Origin of the sequence: Corallococcus sp. AB032C, from assembly GCF_003668935.1 — a bacterium.
Classification (GTDB): domain Bacteria; phylum Myxococcota; class Myxococcia; order Myxococcales; family Myxococcaceae; genus Corallococcus; species Corallococcus exiguus.
Window position 1 is genome coordinate 72,663 of sequence record NZ_RAWP01000032.1, and the last position, 18,104, is coordinate 90,766.

Genomic DNA, 18,104 nt, shown 5'->3' on the forward strand with positions numbered 1-18,104 from the left:
ACCATGGATTCGCGCGGGCGCAGGAGGGTGTGGCTGGTGGGGGCGCTGCTGTTGTTCGCCGGAGGCGCGGTCCTGATGTTCACGGGCCAGGGCGACAAGCCTGCCGCGGAAGCTCCGGACGTGGAGTTCCCCCGGCGCATGCGGGGCACGGACCTGGAGCGCGCGGAGAAGCGGCGCACCTGGGTGATGCCCGCGGTGGTGGACGCGGGCGTGGCCGCGCCGGCGAAGCCGAGGGATCCGCTGCTCGCGGCGCTGCCCCGCGGCCCGGGCCGCACGGCGGTGGTCATCGAGGCGAACGCGCTCCGCTACTCGCCCGTGGGCGAGCTGCTCATGGACTGCCTCCTGCGCGACGGCGGCAAGAACCTGGAGCAGTTCAAGGCGCTGAGCGGCGTGGATCCACTCCAGGACCTGGACCGGCTGGTCGTCACCGACGAGGGCGTCATCCTCTCCGGCGACTTCAGCAAGGCGAAGTACCAGGAGCTCCTGGGCGAGCGCGTGGCGTCCGACCACGGCCCGGGCGCGCGCGTGTACGAGCCGGGGGACACGACCTTCGCCCTGCCGGACGGCGGCACGCAGCGCGGGCGCATGGACAGCGCGGTGGGCACCTGGAACAACCAGATGCTGGTGTTCGGCAAGTCGCCGGACTCCGTGAAGACGGTGTTGGACCGCATGGACGGGCGCGGCCAGGAGGAAGGCGCGCCGCTGCTGGATGAGAACAGCACCTACGGCGAGATGTACGGCGTGCTGGCGGTGGAGACCCTGGCGAAGCTGCTGGGGCCGGGCCAGGAGGAGCTGGCGCGGCGGCTGACGGACGTGGCCCAGAACGTGGAGCTGCACCTGGACACCAGCGGCGACGTGGCCATGGTGGCCAACGTGACGGGCCTGGACGCGGAGAAGATGACGGACCTGGGCAAGTCCCTGGGCGGCGCGCTGTCCATGGCGCGCATGAAGGCGCAGGCGGACGGCAAGGACGACCTGGCGCAGCTCCTGGACTTCGCGAAGGTCCGGCCGGACGGCTCGTCCTTCAAGCTGGAGCTGGCCGTGCCCCTGGCCACCCTCCAGGAGCAGCTCGCCTGGTGCCGCCAGGAGCGCCAGGCCGCCGAGCGCGCGAAACCGGCGCCGTAGGGGCAGGCAGGCCCCGCTTCACTGTTTTCAGCCGGACAACTCGTACGAGATACTAGGACCCGGCAGGGAGCCGCGACCCGCCATGAAAAGGACGGGCGCCGGCTCCCCGAGGGTTCGATGAACGCACGCGTCTGGAGGGTGGCTCCCCTCCTCTTCGGTTCGGGGCTTTGCGCACTCGTCTATCAGACGGTGTGGGTGCGGGAGTTCCGCCTCATCTTCGGGGCCTCGACCGCCGCTTCGGCCGCGGTGCTCGCCATCTTCATGGCGGGGTTGGGTCTGGGCAGCGCGCTCCTGGGCGCCCGGGCGGACCGGCAGGCGCGGCCGCTGGGCTTCTACGCGAACCTGGAGCTGCTCATCGCCGCGAGCGCCGCGCTGAGCCCCTTCCTCGTGGAGGCGGTGCGCGCCATCTACGTCGCCCTGGGCGGCACGCCGGTGATGGGCCTGGGCCTGGGCACCGTCGTGCGGCTGGTGCTGTCGCTGCTGGTGCTCGCGGTGCCCACGGTGCTCATGGGCGGCACGCTCCCGGCCGCCGCGCGCGCGGTGCTCTCCGACGCGGATCCGCACCGACGCGACCTCGCCCTGCTCTATGGCATCAACACGCTGGGCGCCGTGACGGGCGCGGTGGCGTCCACGTTCCTGCTGCTGGAGGTGCTGGGCAACCGCTCCACGCTCTGGTGCGCCTGTCTGCTCAACGCGCTCGTGGCCATCACCGCGCGCTCCGTGAGCCGTTCGATGGAGTCCGACGCTCCGGCCACGCCCGTTCCCACCGAGGCACCGCCCGCCACCGGGCCCGAGGCCAACGCGAGCGCGCTGCCGCCCCAGGGCTTCGTGCTCGTGGCCGCGGCCGTGGTGGGCTTCGCGTTCCTGCTGATGGAGCTGGTCTGGTACCGGATGCTGGGACCGCTCCTGGGCGGCACGACGTTCACGTTCGGGCTCATCCTCGCCCTGGCGCTGCTGGGCATCGGGTTGGGCGGCACCGCCTACACCGTCTTCTTCCGCCACCGCCCGGCCACGCTCCAGGGCTTCGCGCTCACCTGCGCCGCGGAGGCCGTGTTGATGGCGCTGCCGTTCGCGCTGGGGGACCGGCTGGCCATCCTCGCCGCGCTGCTGCGCCCCCTGGGAGGCATGGGCCTGGCGGGAATGGCGCTGGGCTGGACGTTCATCACCTCCATCGTGGTGTTGCCCGCCGCGTTCGTGTCCGGCGTGCAGTTCCCGCTGCTGCTCGCCCTCATCGGGCGGGGCCGGCAGGACGCGGGCCGGCAGGTGGGCCAGGTGTACGCGTGGAACACGGGCGGCTCCATCGTGGGCTCGCTCGCGGGCGGCTTCGGGGTGATTCCGCTGCTCACCGCGCCGGTGACCTGGCAGGCCGTGTCCGGACTCCTCGCGGCGCTGGGCCTGGGCGCCGCCCTCCTCTCCTTCCAGCGGGAGCGCCAACGCAGCGCCCTGGTGGCGCCGGTGCTGGCCACCGCGCTCGCCGTGCTGCTGCTCACCGCGCAGGGGCCCACCGCCGCGTGGCGCCACTCCGGCGTGGGCGCGGGCCGGACGGGGTTGGAGAACGCCAACAACCAGCGGATCGACGGGTTCCTGCGCACCAGCCGGGCCGCCATCGCCTGGGAACACGAGGGCGTGGAGAGCAGCGTCGCGCTGGGGGATGACGACGCCCTGCACTTCATCGTCAACGGCAAGGTGGACGGCAACGCCATTGGCGACGCGACCACCCAGGTCATGGCGGGCCTCGTCGGCGCGATCCTGCACCCGGCGCCGCGCACGTCGCTCGTCATCGGGCTGGGCACGGGCAGCACCGCGGGCTGGCTGGGCCGGGTCCCGGAGATGGAGCGCGTGGACGTGGTCGAAATCGAGCCCGCCATCCTGGAGGTCGCGCGCCGCAGCCACTCCGTGAACGCGGACGTGATGAACAACCCGAAGGTGCACACCGTCTTCGGCGACGCGCGCGAGGTGCTGCTCACCACCCGCCAGCGCTACGACATCATCTTCTCCGAGCCCTCCAACCCGTACCGCGCCGGCATCTCCAGCCTCTTCACGCGCGAGTTCTACCAGGCGGCGAAGCAGCGGCTGTCCGAGGGAGGCCTGTTCCTGCAATGGCTCCAGGCCTACGAAGTGGATTCCCTCACCGTCCAGAGCGCCTACGCCACGCTCGTCTCGGAGTTCGCGGAGGTGGACACCTGGCAGACGCAGTCCGGAGACCTGCTGCTCATCGCCTCCACGAAGCCGCGGTCACTCGAGCTGCAAGCGCTGCGCGCCCGCATTGCAAAGGAGCCCTTCCGCACCGCGCTGTCCGCCGTGTGGCGGACGGACGAACTGGAGGGCGTGCTCGCGCACTTCATCGCGAACGCGGGGCTGGCGAAGCTGGCGGCGGAGCGCGGCGCGAACATGATCAACACGGACGACCTGTCCTCCATGGAGTTCGCCTTCGCGCGCGGCCTGGGCCAATCCATCTCCTTCTCCACCGCGGACATGGGCCGCCTGTCGCGGCAGCTCGGGGTGGACCGGCTGGCGTTCACGGGGGGAAGCCCGGACTGGGGGCGCGTGGAAGAGCTGCGGTTGTGGCTGGGGACCACGCTCCCTGGGCAGGTGTCCGAACAGGCCCGTCCCTACAAGGCCTTCGTCGACGCCGCACAGGCGGGCCAGGACGCCTTGGCGCTGAGGCACTGGACGCGCATGAAGCGGGAGCCCCGCGGCCCCCTGGAGCAGTACCTGGTGGCACGCGCGCTGGTGATGACCCGCAACCCCAAGGCGCTCGAGGCCGTGCAGGCCTTGAGGGCGATCCTCCCCGTCGAAGCGGACTTCCTGGAGGCCCTGCACCTGGAGTCCCAGAAGCAGGATGCTCCCGCCACGGCGTTGCTCGAGCGCGCGTTCACGGCCCTGCGAGAGGATCCATGGCCGACGCGGGAGCTGACGCGCACGGCGCTGGGCGCCGCGGTCCGGGTGGGCCAGCGCTCTCCGGAGTTGGCCCGGCGGCTCTACGTGGCGCTCGAGCAGCCCTTCGCGGCCAGCGCGGCCACGGAGCGGCGGAAGCTGGTCCGCGCGAGGCTCGCGGTCGCGGCGGGAGGCATGGCGATGTGCGTGGAGGGGCTCTCGCCCCTGGAGCCGCATTTCCCATGGAACCGCGACCTGTTGATGGAGCGTGCCGCGTGCTACGCCCAGCATGGCGACGCCCGGGCGGAAACGGCGCGGGAGGACCTGGAGCGCTTCCTGGCCCAGGCGCCCCCTCCCTTCCTGGAGGACGCCCTCCCAGAAGAGCCCCCGAGGAATGAGGCGCCGAAACAAGAGGCGCCGCAGGCCACGGACGTCCCGGAGGGACAGTAGGTCCGCCCCGCTCCGTGGTGCTCAGGGCGCCGGGCGCGGGCTCTTCGCCTTCGCCTGGGGCCGTCCGGGCCGCCAGCCCAGGACAACGCGCCCATACGGAGCGGGCCCCATGTCCAGCCCGCGGACGTTCAGGCTTTCGCGCTGGCGGTCCAGCAGCGCGTAGTCGTTGATGAGCGACAGGCCCACCGACGAACTCAGCCACAGGTCGCGGCCCAGGTGGACGTTCACGGTGGGGCCCACGCGAACCTGCGTCTCGCGCAGGTAGCTGGCGTTCAGCGCCTGGAGCTCCGGGTCGAAGCGGGTGCGGAGCACCTGCATGTCCAGCGCGCCCACCAGCCCCAGCTCCACCGTGTCGCCCAGCTTGCGCAGCAGCGTGAGCCGGGGCAGGCCCACCTCCAGGACGTACGGGCCCCGGTTGTAGGTCAGGCTCAGCATGGGCACCACCGGCAGCTTGTCGAACGGCCACAGCGCGACCACTCCGAACGTCACCCCGAGACCCGGCGTGTCCTCGAACTGGTAGTTGGCCATCGCGAACGCCACCCACGACGTGTCCAGCGCCATGTCGAAGGACGACTGGAAGTCCGTGCGGGTGCTGGCCATCACGCCCGTGACGAGCAACCAGCGCGGCACCAGGGGCCGGACGACCGTGAGCCCCAGTTGGATGCGGTGGAACTGCCGATCCACCGCGTCATCGCCCACGGCGGGCACGTCCACGCCCATCCACCGCGTCTCGTAGCCCACCGAAGGCAGCAGGTACGTGCGCCCCAGGACGAGCGGGGGCAGCGGCACGCGCAGCTCCAGGGTCCGCCGCTCCTTGAGGTGGACGCCTCCCGCGTCCAGCGAGCCTCCGCCGGAGACGCCGTAGCTCAGATAGAGCCGGTCGGCCTGCGTCTGCGCCAGCACGTGGGTGCCCATGAGCAGCAGCAGCGCCACGACCCAGCCGCTCAAGCCCGCGGTCGTCCGGGCCCGGAGTCGCCATCGCACGGCGCGGCGGAAGTCCACGCGCATCAACACCCTGCCTTCGCAAGACGGGGCAGCCGGTCCTGGCCCCGAAGCCGGGGAGTCTACCCTGCCCTGCTCCACCCAGGGTGAAACGAAAGGCGTGTGGGTGTGTCAGCCCACCATGGCGTTCACCTCGGCCGTGAAGGCCGCGTCCTCGTCCGCATGGACGACGAGCGACGGCAGCACGGTGAGGTCCGCCCGGCCGCCCTTCACCGCGTGGAGCCGCACCCGCCGGGGCCAGTCCTGCGCGGTGCCGGTCAGCGCACGCACACAGGGGGCCGTCAGGCTTCGGGATCCATGAAGAGCAACCCAGCGGGCACGCGCGGCTCCACGCGCAGGGTGCGCGGAGGCAACGTGGCCTGGGCCTCCATCACCGCCCGCACCTCCCACACCGGCGGAGGGTTGAGCGCGAAGCCCGCCTGGAACGTGCCGGCCTCCACGCCCGCCACCAGCGCGCCCAGGCCGTGCACCGGGAACACCTGCGGATGTCCGGACGCCTCCGGCTCCTGGATGCCCAGCACCGTGCGCAGCACCAGCGCGTTGAGCAGCGCCAGGTCCAGGCTGCGCAGCGTGGGGTTTCGAGGCGCGCCCTTCAGGTGCGCCAGGTCCAGCCCCTGACGGAAGCGCAGGATGCGGCCCCGGCCTCCCGGCAACACCAGCAGCACGGCGTGCTGTCCGGGCACCAGCGTGGCCAGCCGCTCGCGCGCCGCGGAGAGTCCCTGCGGCGTGGTGAGGGGCGCGTCCAGCTCCGTCACGCGCGCGTACGCGGCCACCAGGGTGAGGAAGGTGTCCTCCTGGAACGTCTCCACGCCCTTCAGGGCACGGTGGATGGGGCACAGCTCCAGGCCCGGCTCGGACAGCGGCACCACCGCGGCCAGCGTCTGGCCCTGCTCGCTCAGGGCCGCCAGGGGCCGCATGGGCGCATCGTCCAGCACCGCCTGCAAGCGCTTGGACACCGGGGACGGTTCGATGCGCAAAAGCGACACCGGGCTGCCGTCGTACTGCCCCTTCCAGACGGAGATGCCACGCTCGGCGGCTTCGGCCAGGAGGGCACGGAGGGCGCCGTGGTCATCCGCCACCAGGGTGACGGCGGGCTCCACCTCCCACGCGCGGGGCCGGTACGGGTCCTGCTCCAACGACGGCACCGCGTCCGGCTTCAGCGCGCACAGCAGGTAGCGCACCGGAGGGCCGGAGAAGCGGCCCGCGGGGCCGTGCAGCTCCACCACGTAGAGGGCGGGACGTGCGTCCTTCAACAGCCCGCCCGAGTCGCGCAGCCGGCGCAGCTCGGCGCTCGGGTTCGCGGCCTCCAGCAGGGGCCGCACATGCGTGGGCAGTGGGGCCGCGTTGCCGCGAGGAGGACCGTCACCGGGCTCCAGCGAGGAGCCCAGCGAGGTCAGGAGGGCCGAGAACGGAAGGACGCGCGCCATACCGGGGAAAGGTGATGCCGCCCTTCCCCGCGTGCCATGACGCCTGCTCGCCCGTCCGCCTGGCCGTCTACCACCAGACGTTCTTGTAGGGCCGGTCCTTGGCGCTGCGCAGGGAGGACCGGTCCACGCTCTCTTCCCACAGCAGGCTCACGGTGGTGATGGCGCCCGCGGAGCCCAGGAAGGACAGCACGTAGGGGGTGGACTGGTTGAAGCCGCCCAGCACCAGGCCGGAGATGAGCAGCACCGCCGCGCCCACGCCGCCGCCGAAGAGGTCCGCACGCAGAATCTGCGACGCCGTGGGGTTGTAGCGCATGGTCGCCAGGGCCAGCACGCCCGCGCCCACTCCCGGAGAGATGAGCAGCAGGTCCTTCCACGTCTTGCCGGAGATGGCCGTGCCGGAGAAGTGCACGATGGCGAGGAACAGCGCGCTGTACGCCGCCGCCCAGCCCGCGCCGGACGCCACCAGCAGGCCGTCCGAGAGCGGCAGCTGCCCACCGCCGATGCCCGCCGTCAGCCACGCGCCCAGCTCCGCGCCCAGGAACCCGGCCCAGGTGAGCACGCCCGCGTCCTGGGTGATGAGGTCCATGAAGCCCGCGAGGAACATGCCGCCGATCCCCGAGTTGAGGATGGTGAAGTTCGCCATGGGCGTGTCCACCCAGTTGTTGAACTGCCACCACGCGGAAGCGCCGAAGCCCAGGCCCGCGCCGATGAGCGTGCCCGCGAGCATGGACTCGCGCGAGCTGCGGTCGAAGTTGAACTCCTTGTTGAACGCCTGCGTGAAGAAGCCGCCCAGCGCGCCCAGGGCCGTGTGGTGCAGCACGAAGCGCGTGCTGCCGGGACCGGACAGGAACGGCCCCCGGCGGCGCTGGCCGTCCAGGAACACGCCGTTGTCCTCCGGCGGCGGGCGGAGCCGCGAGGCGGCCGTCGCGGTCTCGTCGCGGATGGACTCCGGGCGAACCTCGCGCGTGCCTTCCGTCAACGGCGCCTGAGGCTCGGTGCGCAGGCGGTCCGGATCCGGCGGCGCGAGCGGCGCGTCGCTCGCGCGGGGAGGCACGTCATCCGGGTTCGTCTGCGTGGACGGCGGATACGCGTCGATGTTCGACGGCCGCGAGGGAGGCATCTGCCCGTCAGCGTCGCTGGAGGGCGACACGGGCTGAGGTTCCTCCGCCTGGGGCTCGGCCTGCGAGGACGGCGCCGGGTACATGCCCGGCGCGGGCGGAGGCGGCGGCTGCGGTGCCGGATAGACGCCCGTGCCACCCGCCTGCGCGAGTGCGAGGCCCGGCAACATCAGCGCGACCGCGAGGACGGTGACAGGGAGGTTCCAGGTTCGACGGTGTGACACGCGAGGCGCTCCTTGGGTCCGGCCGTCCGGCAGAAAACCACAACCGGTGCGCGCGTGTTGGTTTTCCGCCGCGTGTCGAAGATTCTCGCGCGCCCATGCCCGAAGGCATCTCGTGGTCCGAACTCGGCGTCGACTCCGCCCGCGTGCAAGCGGTGAACGAAGCCCCCTTCCCTCCTGGTCAGCGCGACTTCGTCCTCTACTGGTGCATGGTGAACCATCGGTGGGAGGAGAACCACGCGCTGGACGCCGCCATCGCGCTGGGCAACCACCTGGGCCTGCCCGTCGTCGTCTACCAGGCCATCCGCCCGGACTACCCCTACGCGTCGGAGCGGCTCCACGCGTGGGCCCTGGAGGGCATGGCGGACATGGCGAAGGGCTGCGCCGCGCGCGGCCTGCGGTACTGGCTGGAGCTGCCGCGCACGAAGAAGGAGCACAAGCCGCGGCTCGCGAGCCTGGGCCGGCGCGCGGCGGCCGTCGTGTCGGACCTGTTCCCCACGTACATCATCCCGGGCCACCTGCGCGGCGCGGCGAAGGCGCTGCGGGTGCCGCTCCTCGCCGTGGACGCCTCCTGCGTGGTGCCCATGCAGCGCATCCCCGCGGCCCAGGTGGGCGCGTACGCGCTGCGCCCCAAGCTGCGCAAGCTGTGGCCGGAGTACCTGGAGCGCACGCTGCCCAAGCGCAAGCCCCGCGTGTCGGGCGCGAAGCTCCAGCCGGACTTCGAGCTGTCCGACGCCGTGAAGGCCCGCGCCGCGCTGGACACGTTCGCGTTGGATCATTCCGTGAAGCCCGTCTCCGAGCGCGGCGGACGCAAGGCAGGCCTCGAGGCCCTGGATGCGTTCCTTCACGAGCGGCTGGAGGGCTACGACACCGGCCGGAATGATCCAGGCCTGGGCCAGCAGTCCAACCTGTCGCCCTACTTCCACTGGGGCAACCTCTTCCCCGGCGAGGCAGCGCGCGCGGCCATCGCGGCGAAGGGCAAGGACCACCCCGCCGTGCAGTCCTTCGTGGAGGAGCTGCTCGTGCGCCGCGAGCTGGGCTTCAACTACTGCTTCCACACGCCCGGCCCGAAGCAGCTGAGCACGGACTCCCTGCCCGGCTGGGCGCGCGAAACGCTCTCACGCCACCGGAAGGATCCGCGTCCGCACCTCTACTCGTTCGAGGATCTGGATCAGGGCCGCACGCAGGACGCGCTCTGGAACGCGGCCCAGCGCGAGCTGCGGGAGCGAGGGCGGATCCACAACTACCTGCGCATGCTCTGGGGCAAGAAGATCCTGGAGTGGAGCCCCACGCCGGAAGAAGCGCTGGCCCGCATCGCGCGGCTCAACGACACCTACGCGGTGGACGGACGCGACCCGGCGAGCGTCTCCAACTTCATGTGGGTCCTGGGGCTGCACGACCGGCCCTTCCAGGAGCGCGCGGTGATTGGGAAGGTGCGGCCCATGAGCTCGCTCCGCACCGCGGAGAAGTTCGACCTGGACCCGTACCTGGAGCGCTGGGGCACCCTGTAGGCAGCCGGTGGACACACTCATGAAGACGGCGGTTCACTTTCCGGCCCGGGGTCACTAAACCGGACGGACGCACCCGCTTTCGCGGAATGAATCAGGAGTCAGCCATGGGCACGATGAAGTTCGAGGTCCCCCACAACCTTCCCAAGGACGAGGTCAAGAAGCGCGTCGAGCAGCTCCTCCAGTACTGGGGTTCCAAGTACGGCGTGAAGTCCGACTGGCAGGGCGACGAGGGCGCGAAGCTCGTCGGCAAGGTGATGGGCATCAACCTGGACGCCACCTTCGTCATCACGGACAAGGCCATCTCCGGCGAGGGCACCGACCCCGGAATGCTGCTGCGCAGCCAGGCCAAGACGTACATCCAGAAGAAGTTCGGCGCGGTGCTGGATCCGTCCAAGAGCCTGGATCAGGTGAAGGGCAACCTGGACTGAAGCGGACCGCCGTGCGCCGGGCTGTCCAATCAGCCCGGCTGCTCCTCCAGCGCGGCCAACGCATAGCGGGCCGCGCGGGAGATGGCCTCCGCGGAGTCGAGCATCTCCGGGTAGTGCCCCGCCAACGGGCGCTGCGGATACTTCAGCTGAGCGACGGCGTTGCGGTAGCTGCGCCGGGCCGCCTCGAAGTCCTGCGTGCGCTCCTGCACCTGGGCCAGCAGGTAGTGGCCAATGGCCAGCGTGGGCTCCAGGAACAGGGCCTTGGCCAGCTCGGAGCGAGCCTCGGTCAGGCTTCCCGCCTGCATCGCCGCCACCCCGCCGAAGACGCGCGCCTCCACGCACAGCGGCTCGCGCTGGAGCGCCTGACCGAAGGTTTCGCGCGCCTCGTCGATGCGGCCGGTGAGCGAGTACAGGTTGCCCAGCGTCAGGAGCGCGTCCAGGTCGGAGGGCTCGTCCACCAGCAGGCGCTTCACGCCGTCGATGGCGCCAGGGAAGTCCCCCTGCGCCATCTTCCGCACGGCCATGTTCAAGCGCTCCGCGGGCGGCAGCAGCTGCGGCCACGAACCGCTGGGGCGCGCGGGCACCGCTTCCGTCAGCGGCCGGGACGCGGGCGGATCCACGCGCACCGCCGCGAAGGAACCGGTCGTCGCGGTCCGGCGCGGAGGCTCTCCGGGACGGGTCGGCTCCAGCTTGATGGCGGGGAACTCCCCGGTGCGCGCCGGCTCTGGCCGGACCGCGGGGAACTCCCCGGTGCGGCGCCCCGCCAGCGCGCCCACCGCGGGCATCTCCAGGGTGGGCCTGCGCACGGGCGCGTCCGGTCCCCTGGCACTCGCCGCGTCGGTGCGCAGCCTGGCCGCGGTCTCCGCGCCGGCCTGCATCCGCTGGCGCAGCTCCACGGCGAAGGACTCCGGGCTGCCCGGCCGGAGCTCCGACGCCATGGGCGCCAGCGGCGGCGGCGGACGGGGGCGCTCGCCCAGGGGGCGCCGGTACACGAACGCACCGTCCACTTCGATCATCTCGAAGCGGTCATAGACCTTGAACAGGCTCTCCGAGTACCCCAGGAAGAGCAGCCCGCCCGGACGCAGCGCCGCGAGGAAGCGGTCCATCAGCGCGCGGATGGTGGGCAGGTCGAAGTAGATGATGACGTTGCGGCAGAGGATGAGATCCAGTGACGAGGGCGCCACCTTGTCGAACACCGGCACGGCCAGGTTCTGGCCGTCGAAGCGGATGTACTCGCGCAGGATGGGAGACGCCTCGTAGCCGTCCTCCACGGGCCGGAAGAAGCGCTTGAGCCGCTCCGGTCCAATGGCCATCGCGCGACGCGTGGTGAAGCGCCCCTGCCGCGCGGCCTCCACCGCGGCCAGGTTCAGGTCGGTGGCCCACAGGTCCACCTCCACCGCGAGCGCCCCCAGCTCCGCCATCACCAGCGCCAGGCTGTAGGGCTCCTCGCCGGTGGCGCAGCCCGCGGACCAGATGGTCACCTTGCGCATCTCGCGCCGGGCCCGCGCGAGCAGCTCCGGCAGCACACTCTGCTCCAGCGCGCGGAACTGCTTCGCGTCGCGGAAGAACTCCGTGTGCCCCACCGTCACCAGCGGCAAGAGCGCGCGCAGCTCCTCCTCGCCGCTAACGCCCATCAACTTCTGCAGGTACTTCTCAGGGTCGCTCAGCCCCAGCACGGGCATGCGCGTGGACAGGGCGAGCCGCAGGCTGTGGTAGCCATCCAGGGTGATCTTCAGCCCCGCGCGTTCCAGGAGGAGCGCGGACAGCTGCTGGAGCACTTTGTTGCCCACGTTCAGCACGCATCCACCCACTGCACGAGCGTCGGCGCGATGACGTCCAGCGGAAGCACCTGCTGCGCCGCGCCCAGCAGCACCGCCTCGCGAGGCATGCCGTAGACGACGCACGTGGCCTCGTCCTGCGCGATGGTGCGCCCGCCCCGCTCGCGAATCTCCTTCAACCCCCTGGCGCCGTCGCGGCCCATGCCCGTCAGGATGACGCCAATGCACCGCCGGCCGAAAGACTCCCCGGCCGAAGTGAGCAGCATGTCACACGAGGGCCGGAAGCCCCGCAGGGCAGGTCCTGTATCCAGTTCCAGACGGCCGTCCGGCTTCACCAGCAGATGTCCTCCCGAAGGGGCGATGTACACCGTGCCCGGCTCCATCCACGCGTCATGCGTCGCCTCGACCACGCGCAGCGCCGTCTCCGTGGAAAGCCAGTGCGCCAGGCCTTCCGTGAAGCCCTGGCTGATGTGTTGACAGTAGGCGATGGGCGCGGGGAATCCCCGCGGAATCATCCGCAGCACGGAGGCGACGGCCTTCGGCCCGCCCAGCGAGGCAGCCAGCGCCACCAGGGGGAAAGGCGCGGTGGGCCCTTCCTGCACCGGCTGTTTGGCCTTGGGCGAGGAAGGCGGCGAGCGCACGCCCTTCACCTGCGCCAGCATCACCAGCTTGCGGTTCACCGCGTGCCAGAAGTCCGGCCCCGGAGTCATGGGCCGGTCCATCACGTCCAGCGCGCCCATGGCCAGCGCCTGGAACGCCTGCTGGCCGGTGAGCACGCCCGGGTGCAGCGCGAGGATGGGCGTGGGGCGCTGGGCCATGATGCGCTCGATGGCGCCCAGCGCCTCCGACGACACCAGGTCCACCAGAAGCACGTCCGGGAAGTGCCTGCGCACCACCGCTTCCGCGCCCACGAAGTCCGCCTCTGGCGGGCCCACGGCGACCAGGGACTCGCCCTCGAAGAGCCCGCGCACCAGCCCGCGCAGGCCCCGCCCCACCAGGAGTACCCGGAACGCCAGTCCCATCACCGCCGTGCCGCCGCCCACGAGAGGCTCCTCAGGTCAGCCTATCGATGGACTGCGCCAGGATCTCCACTCCCAGCTCGCCCTTCACCAGGTACGCATCCGCGCCCGCATCCAGGCCGCGCCGCTTGTCCTCCGGCGACGCGAGCGACGACAGGATGATGACCGGGATGCGCGCCACGGCGGGCGTGCCCTTCAGCCGCCGCGTGAGGGAGAAGCCGTCCAGCTTCGGCATCTGCACGTCGGTGAGGATGAGGTCGTACGTGTTCGTCTGCACCTTCACGTACGCCTCCTCGCCGTCCTGGGCCTCCTCCACGGAGTGGCCCAGCGCCTTGACGAGCGCGCCTTCCGTCGCACGCGCGATGGGCGAGTCGTCCACCAGGAGCACACGCAGCCGCCGGCTGGCGGGCGCCTGGGTGACGGGGCGGGCCATGCGGCGCACCTCCGTCATGATGTCCGGAACGTGCAGCAGCACCGCGATGCGCCCGTCCTCCAGCGCCGCCGTGCCCGCGATGAACGGCGCGCCCTTGAGGAACTCTCCTCCACAGGGCTTCACCGCCACCTCGCGCTCGTCCACGAAGCCGTCCACCACCAGCGCGGCGTAGTCGTCGCCGTGGCGCACCACCACCGCGGGAGGCTTGTCGAAGCGGTTGCCGCCGTTGAGGCCCAACAGCGGCCCCAGCGCCACCAGCGCCGTGGGCTTGCCCCGGTGCCGCACCGCCAGCGTGCCGAACACCTCCATGCGGTCATCCGGCTTGATGCGCATGACGGCCACCACGTCCGCGGCAGGCATGCCGTAGACGTCGTCGCCCAGGCGCACCAGCAGCACCTTCATGAGGGCCAGCGACTGAGGCAGGCGCAGCGTGATGGTGGTGCCGCGGCCCTGGCGGCTCTGCACGCCCACGGACCCGCCCAGCGTCTCCACCTTGCGCTTCACCACGTCCATGCCCACGCCGCGGCCGGACAGCTCACTGACCTGTTCGCGCGTGGAGAAGCCGGGGCGGAAGATGAGCTCGATGGCCTCGCGCTCCGACAGCGCGGCGGCCTGCACCGGCGACAGCAGGCGCTTGTTGATGGCCACCTGCTTGAGCCGCTCGGTGTCCATGCCGCGGCCGTCGTCCTCCACCTCGATGTGGAGCATGTCGCCGTCCACGCGCACGCGGATGCGGATGCGGCCCGTGTCGGGCTTGCCCATCTGCTGGCGGAAGTCCGGGGACTCCAGGCCGTGGTCCACGGCGTTGCGCAAGAGGTGCACCAGCGCGTCGCGCACGTCGGCCAGCATGGACCGGTCCACGCCGATGTCGGCGTTCTCGATGACCAGGTCCACTTCCTTGTTCTGCGTCTTCGCGATGTCGCGCACCGCGCGAGGGAACGCGTCGAACACGGTGGACAGCGGCACCAGGCGCGCCTCGGCCACGTGGTCCGCCAGCTGGGCCAGGTTGCCGTGCAGCGTGTTGATGCCGTCCCCGTTGCGGCGCACGAAGCGGAACGCGTCGTCGCGCAGCATGTGCAGGTCCGCCTCCGCGCGCTCCAGCTCCGTGCGGATGGCGTCCGGGACGTCCACGTCCTCGGAGATGCGCAGGAAGCGGTCGCCCAGGCGGCTGAAGCGCTCGAAGAGCTGCGCCGTCTCCGTGCTGCGAAGCCGGCCGCGCGCGCTCTCCACCAGCAGGTCGCCGGCGAGCAGGCCCAGCGAGTCCAGCACCTCCACGTTCACGCGGATGCTGCGGTCCGCGATGGAGTTGCTCTTCGCGATGTTCGGAGCCTCCTCCTCCTTCGCGGCCGGAGCGGGCGCGGCCACGACGCCAGGGTCCGCCGCACGGGGCGCGGCCTGCGCGGGCGCCGGGGCAGGCACGGGGGCCTGCACCACGGCGGCGGGAGGCGCCACCGGAGCCTGTACCGCGGGCTTGGGCGGCGCGGCGGCGGGCTTGCGCACCGGGCCCAGCGCGGGCACGGGGTGGCCAGACACGTCCGACAGCGCCTTGACCATCTCCTCGGTGGCGGACGAGCCGGTGTGGGCCGCGTCCAGGTCCTCGATGAGGTCCGACAGCACGTCGCAGGCACGGAGCATGACGTCCGTGGCCGTCTCGGTGGCCGTCTTGCCTTCGCGCTCGGCGCGCAGGACGTCCTCGGCGGCGTGCGCGAGCTGCCCGATGGCGGCCAGGCCCAACATGCGGGCCTCGCCTTTCATCGTGTGCAGTTCGCGCGCGACGTCGTCCGCGGCCTGCTCCGCGGTCTCCTTCTCCAGGTCGATGACTCCCAGTTGAATCTTCTGGAGTCGGTCGGCCGTGACCTCCTGGAACTTCTTCAGGAGGGATTTCTTGAGGGCCTCGGTGTCCATGGGTCGCGGGCCTCAGGGCGCTTGTGGCGCCCCTCGACCCATTTCTCCCCTCAGGAGAACGCCTGCTAGTCGGCCTTGAAACGCTTGATGAGCTCGGCGAGCCGGGCTGCGAGCTGGGTGAGCTCGGCGGCGGCCCCGGTGGCCTGCTTCGACGCCTGCGTCGTCTGGCGCGTCACGTCTTCAATCTCCGCCATGGACGCCACCACCTGCTCGGTGGCCGTGCGCTGCTGCTGGGTCGCCAGGTTGATGACCCGGGCCGCGTCGCTCGTCTCCTGCACGCCGGCGAGGATGCCTTCCACGGCCTGCGCCGCCACCGCGCCCAGCTTCTCGCCGGACTCCGTGGCGTGCTTGGACGCGTCCGCGGCGCCCGCGGCGGCCTGCGTGGCCTCGCGGATCTCGGTGATCAGGTTCTTGATCTCCTTGGTGGACTCCAGGACGTTCTCCGCCAGCCGGCGCATCTCCGCCGCGACGATGGAGAAGCCCTTGCCCGCCTCGCCCGCGCGGCTGCCTTCCAGCGCCGCGTTGAGCGCCAGCAGGTCGGAGCGGTCCGCGATCTCGTCAATCACCTCCACCACCGTGCCAATGCGCTCCACGCGCTTGGACAGCTTGGAGATGGAGTCCGCCACCGCGACGCCGTCGCTGCGGATCTGCTGCATGGCCTGGATGAACTCGCCAATGGCGCCGCGGCCCGCGCGGGCCGCGCCCAGCGTCTCCTCCGCCACGCGCGCCACGCTGCCCGCGTTCTCCGCGATCTGCGCGGACGCGTGCTTCAGCTCCTCCATGGTCGCGGTCGTCTCGTGGATGGCCGCGGCCTGCTCGGTGGAGGACGTCTCATGCTGCGTGGACGCCGCCAGCACCTGGTTGGCGGAGGACGACAGCCGCAGCGCGGCCTCGTTGATCTCCCGCACGAAGATGCGCAGCGTCTCGATGACCTTGCCGAAGCCCTCCAGCAGGGGCCCGAGCTGGGGGTCTTCGGTGGACGTGTTCCAGCGCGACAGGTCGCCTTCACGCACCAGGATGATGAGCGAGTCGAGCGCCTGATCGATCTCCTGCGCCGCCACCTGCTTGCGGTGTTCGGCGGAGGAGAACTGCTCCAGCACCTGGTTGAGCAGGTGGCCGAAGCCGCTGGCGTCAGCCTGCACGCGGTCCTGCGGCACGCGCGCGTTCAGGTTGCCGGCCAGCACCGCCATCAGCGTGTCGGTGAAGGGCTTGAGCGGATCCGTCACGGTGTTGGCGATGACGGACTGCGCGCCGGCCTTCACGCCCGGGGACTTCCTCGCGCCGCGGGACTTCGCGGGCTTCTCGTTGGGGCTCTCCAGGGACATGTGTGTCAGTGCCTTCCTTGCGTCTTCAAGGTTTCCGCCAAATCAATGAGCAACACGGGACGGCCCGCCTCTTCATCCAGGCAGATGCCCACCGCATACGAAGCCGCCGCGGCGGCGGCCGGCATGCGGCGCAGCCCGGCGACGGGGATGGTGCGCACCCCGTTGACGGCGTCCACCTTCAGGTGGCCCTCGCCCTCGGGGGTGTCGAACACGAGCGCGCGGTGCCCCTTGTGGGGCATTCCCAGGTCGCGCACGGTCAGGTCCTCCGGGAGCGCCCGGTCGATGCGCAGCACGGACGACGCGTCCGTGCCGTACTCCGAATCACCAATCTGGAAGAAGAGGACGTCCACCTCTCCCACGGCCCGTTCCTGCTCGGGGGCTTCCTCATCCAGCAGGACGTCGCCGCTCATCGCACCACCGCGCGCTGACGGGCCGTCTGCAGGAGCTTGGAGAAGTTGAGCAGGTTGAGGCCATCCGCCGGGCCCGACCCATGCACGACGCCCAGCAGGTGCTCCGCGGCCTGATCACCGCCCAGGGGCGGCGGCAGGATGTCCGCCACGGGGATGCGCCGCAGGCCGAGCACGACGTCCGCCACCACGCCGGAGACGTAGTTGCCGCTGACGCCCACGAAGATGCGGGTGCGCGGACCGATGCGCGCCTCGCCCTTGCTGAGGAAGCGCAGCATGTCCACCACGGGAAGCACCTGGCCGCGGTGGCCGGTGACGCCCAGGATGAAGGACGGCGTGCGCGGCAGCGGCGTGAGCAGCCCGGCGCGCAGCACCTCGAGCACGTTCTCACTGGGCACGCCGAAGCGCAGCTCGCCCACGCGGAAGCAGAAGAATTCCAGCTCCGGCCGGGCCTGGGCGGCCACCGTGCGGTCTGGCGCCTTGCGCAAGGCGCGTTGGAGGGGGGAGGAGTTCGGGATCAAGGCAGCGAAGTATCAGAGACCAGGATAAAGAGGGTCAAGGGTCCATCGTCCGGTGGTGGACCGGCCGCCTGCTCTCCGTTTCGATGGTCCATCGTGACCCAAAGGTGTAGGGTTGTGCGCTGGCAGCCCTTGAGGAGGACGATGTCCCGCGTACTGGTCATTGACGACAGCCCGATGCTTCTGGAGCTTACCGTCCGGGCCCTGACGGCCGCCGGCTATGAGGCCAGTGGCGCACAGGACCTGGCCGCGCTCGACCAGAAGCTCACCGAGGGCCCGTTCGCGCTCATCCTCATGGACGTGAACATGCCGGAGATGTTCGGCGACGACGTCGTCGAGTACCTCCGCAAGCAGAAGGGCGTCACCGCCAAGCTCGTCCTCTACTCCGACATCTCGGAGCAGGAGCTGGAAGCGAAGGTGAAGAACTCCGGCGCGGACAGCTACATTCTCAAGAGCGGAGGCCTGGAGGGCGTGCTGGGAGGCGTGATGGGCCTCATCGGCGCCCCGGCGCTGAACATCCCCTGTCTCTTATACACATCTCCGAGCCCACGAGACGCTCA

At 71.2% G+C, this 18,104-nt stretch carries 14 protein-coding genes; 4 read left to right on the forward strand and 10 right to left on the reverse strand.

All coding sequences use genetic code 11. The annotated features are described in order from the left end of the window. The first annotated feature begins 3 nt into the window (after nt 1-3). Together D7X99_RS16660 and D7X99_RS16665 are read left to right on the forward strand one after the other, a co-directional pair. Nucleotides 4-1,125, forward strand: a complete 1,122-nt coding sequence (locus tag D7X99_RS16660) for a hypothetical protein (protein WP_120575516.1) — start codon at nt 4-6, stop codon at nt 1,123-1,125. 117 nt (nt 1,126-1,242) lie between these two features. Next, nucleotides 1,243-4,452 (forward strand): fused MFS/spermidine synthase, encoded by a 3,210-nt coding sequence (locus tag D7X99_RS16665; RefSeq protein ID WP_121778661.1) that lies wholly within the window; start codon nt 1,243-1,245, stop codon nt 4,450-4,452. Between the two features lie 21 nt (nt 4,453-4,473). On the opposite strand, the gene D7X99_RS16670 is transcribed toward D7X99_RS16665, so the two are convergent. The 4 genes from D7X99_RS16670 to D7X99_RS16680 all read right to left on the reverse strand — a co-directional run bounded on the left by D7X99_RS16670 (nt 4,474) and on the right by D7X99_RS16680 (nt 8,223). Next, a complete protein-coding gene (locus tag D7X99_RS16670; protein WP_233613455.1) occupies nt 4,474-5,436 on the reverse strand; it encodes a DUF6268 family outer membrane beta-barrel protein in 963 nt (320 codons plus the stop codon). Between the two features lie 129 nt (nt 5,437-5,565). Beyond that, complete coding sequence (locus tag D7X99_RS42830) at nt 5,566-5,724, reverse strand: hypothetical protein (RefSeq protein ID WP_158627021.1); 159 nt, start codon at nt 5,722-5,724, stop codon at nt 5,566-5,568. Between the two features lie 11 nt (nt 5,725-5,735). Beyond that, nucleotides 5,736-6,881: a DUF1015 family protein gene (locus tag D7X99_RS16675; protein ID WP_121778663.1), complete on the reverse strand. Its 1,146-nt coding sequence runs from the start codon at nt 6,879-6,881 to the stop codon at nt 5,736-5,738. Nucleotides 6,882-6,948: 67 nt separating this feature from the next. Then, entirely contained in the window at nt 6,949-8,223 is a 1,275-nt protein-coding gene (locus D7X99_RS16680) for a hypothetical protein (RefSeq protein WP_169825444.1), read from the reverse strand. Nucleotides 8,224-8,318: 95 nt separating this feature from the next. Here D7X99_RS16680 and D7X99_RS16685 point away from each other — a divergent pair, with 95 nt between their 5' ends. Continuing rightward, a complete protein-coding gene (locus tag D7X99_RS16685; protein WP_121778665.1) occupies nt 8,319-9,731 on the forward strand; it encodes a deoxyribodipyrimidine photo-lyase in 1,413 nt (470 codons plus the stop codon). 104 nt (nt 9,732-9,835) lie between these two features. Beyond that, entirely contained in the window at nt 9,836-10,159 is a 324-nt protein-coding gene (locus tag D7X99_RS16690) for a polyhydroxyalkanoic acid system family protein (RefSeq protein ID WP_121778666.1), read from the forward strand. Between the two features lie 29 nt (nt 10,160-10,188). Here D7X99_RS16690 and D7X99_RS16695 read toward each other — a convergent pair whose 3' ends face one another. The 6 genes from D7X99_RS16695 to D7X99_RS16720 all read right to left on the reverse strand — a co-directional run bounded on the left by D7X99_RS16695 (nt 10,189) and on the right by D7X99_RS16720 (nt 17,514). Next, entirely contained in the window at nt 10,189-11,958 is a 1,770-nt protein-coding gene (locus tag D7X99_RS16695; RefSeq protein WP_121778667.1) for a CheR family methyltransferase, read from the reverse strand. Then, nucleotides 11,952-12,953, reverse strand: a complete 1,002-nt coding sequence (locus tag D7X99_RS16700) for a chemotaxis protein CheB (protein WP_120575537.1) — start codon at nt 12,951-12,953, stop codon at nt 11,952-11,954. Before D7X99_RS16700 ends, D7X99_RS16695 begins: the two co-directional genes overlap by 7 nt. A gap of 37 nt (nt 12,954-12,990) precedes the next feature. Continuing rightward, nucleotides 12,991-15,294: a hybrid sensor histidine kinase/response regulator gene (locus D7X99_RS16705; RefSeq protein WP_121778668.1), complete on the reverse strand. Its 2,304-nt coding sequence runs from the start codon at nt 15,292-15,294 to the stop codon at nt 12,991-12,993. 65 nt (nt 15,295-15,359) lie between these two features. After that, nucleotides 15,360-16,619: a methyl-accepting chemotaxis protein gene (locus D7X99_RS16710; protein ID WP_121778669.1), complete on the reverse strand. Its 1,260-nt coding sequence runs from the start codon at nt 16,617-16,619 to the stop codon at nt 15,360-15,362. A gap of 5 nt (nt 16,620-16,624) precedes the next feature. Further along, nucleotides 16,625-17,029, reverse strand: coding sequence for a Frizzy aggregation protein FrzB (locus D7X99_RS16715; protein ID WP_121778670.1), 405 nt, complete (start codon nt 17,027-17,029; stop codon nt 16,625-16,627). Continuing rightward, complete coding sequence (locus tag D7X99_RS16720) at nt 17,026-17,514, reverse strand: chemotaxis protein CheW (protein ID WP_121778671.1); 489 nt, start codon at nt 17,512-17,514, stop codon at nt 17,026-17,028. The genes D7X99_RS16715 and D7X99_RS16720 overlap by 4 nt, the downstream gene beginning before the upstream one ends. Nucleotides 17,515-18,104 lie beyond the last annotated feature (590 nt).

Bases quoted from the DNA above. Each gene is read 5' to 3' on its own strand.
- D7X99_RS16660 (WP_120575516.1), top strand. From the start codon at position 4: ATGGATTCGCGCGGGCGCAGGAGGGTGTGGCTGGTGGGGGCGCTGCTG.
- D7X99_RS16665 (WP_121778661.1), top strand. From the start codon at position 1,243: ATGAACGCACGCGTCTGGAGGGTGGCTCCCCTCCTCTTCGGTTCGGGG.
- D7X99_RS16675 (WP_121778663.1), bottom strand. From the start codon at position 6,881: ATGGCGCGCGTCCTTCCGTTCTCGGCCCTCCTGACCTCGCTGGGCTCC.
- D7X99_RS16685 (WP_121778665.1), top strand. From the start codon at position 8,319: ATGCCCGAAGGCATCTCGTGGTCCGAACTCGGCGTCGACTCCGCCCGC.
- D7X99_RS16690 (WP_121778666.1), top strand. From the start codon at position 9,836: ATGGGCACGATGAAGTTCGAGGTCCCCCACAACCTTCCCAAGGACGAG.
- D7X99_RS16705 (WP_121778668.1), bottom strand. From the start codon at position 15,294: ATGGACACCGAGGCCCTCAAGAAATCCCTCCTGAAGAAGTTCCAGGAG.
- D7X99_RS16710 (WP_121778669.1), bottom strand. From the start codon at position 16,619: ATGTCCCTGGAGAGCCCCAACGAGAAGCCCGCGAAGTCCCGCGGCGCG.
- D7X99_RS16715 (WP_121778670.1), bottom strand. From the start codon at position 17,029: ATGAGCGGCGACGTCCTGCTGGATGAGGAAGCCCCCGAGCAGGAACGG.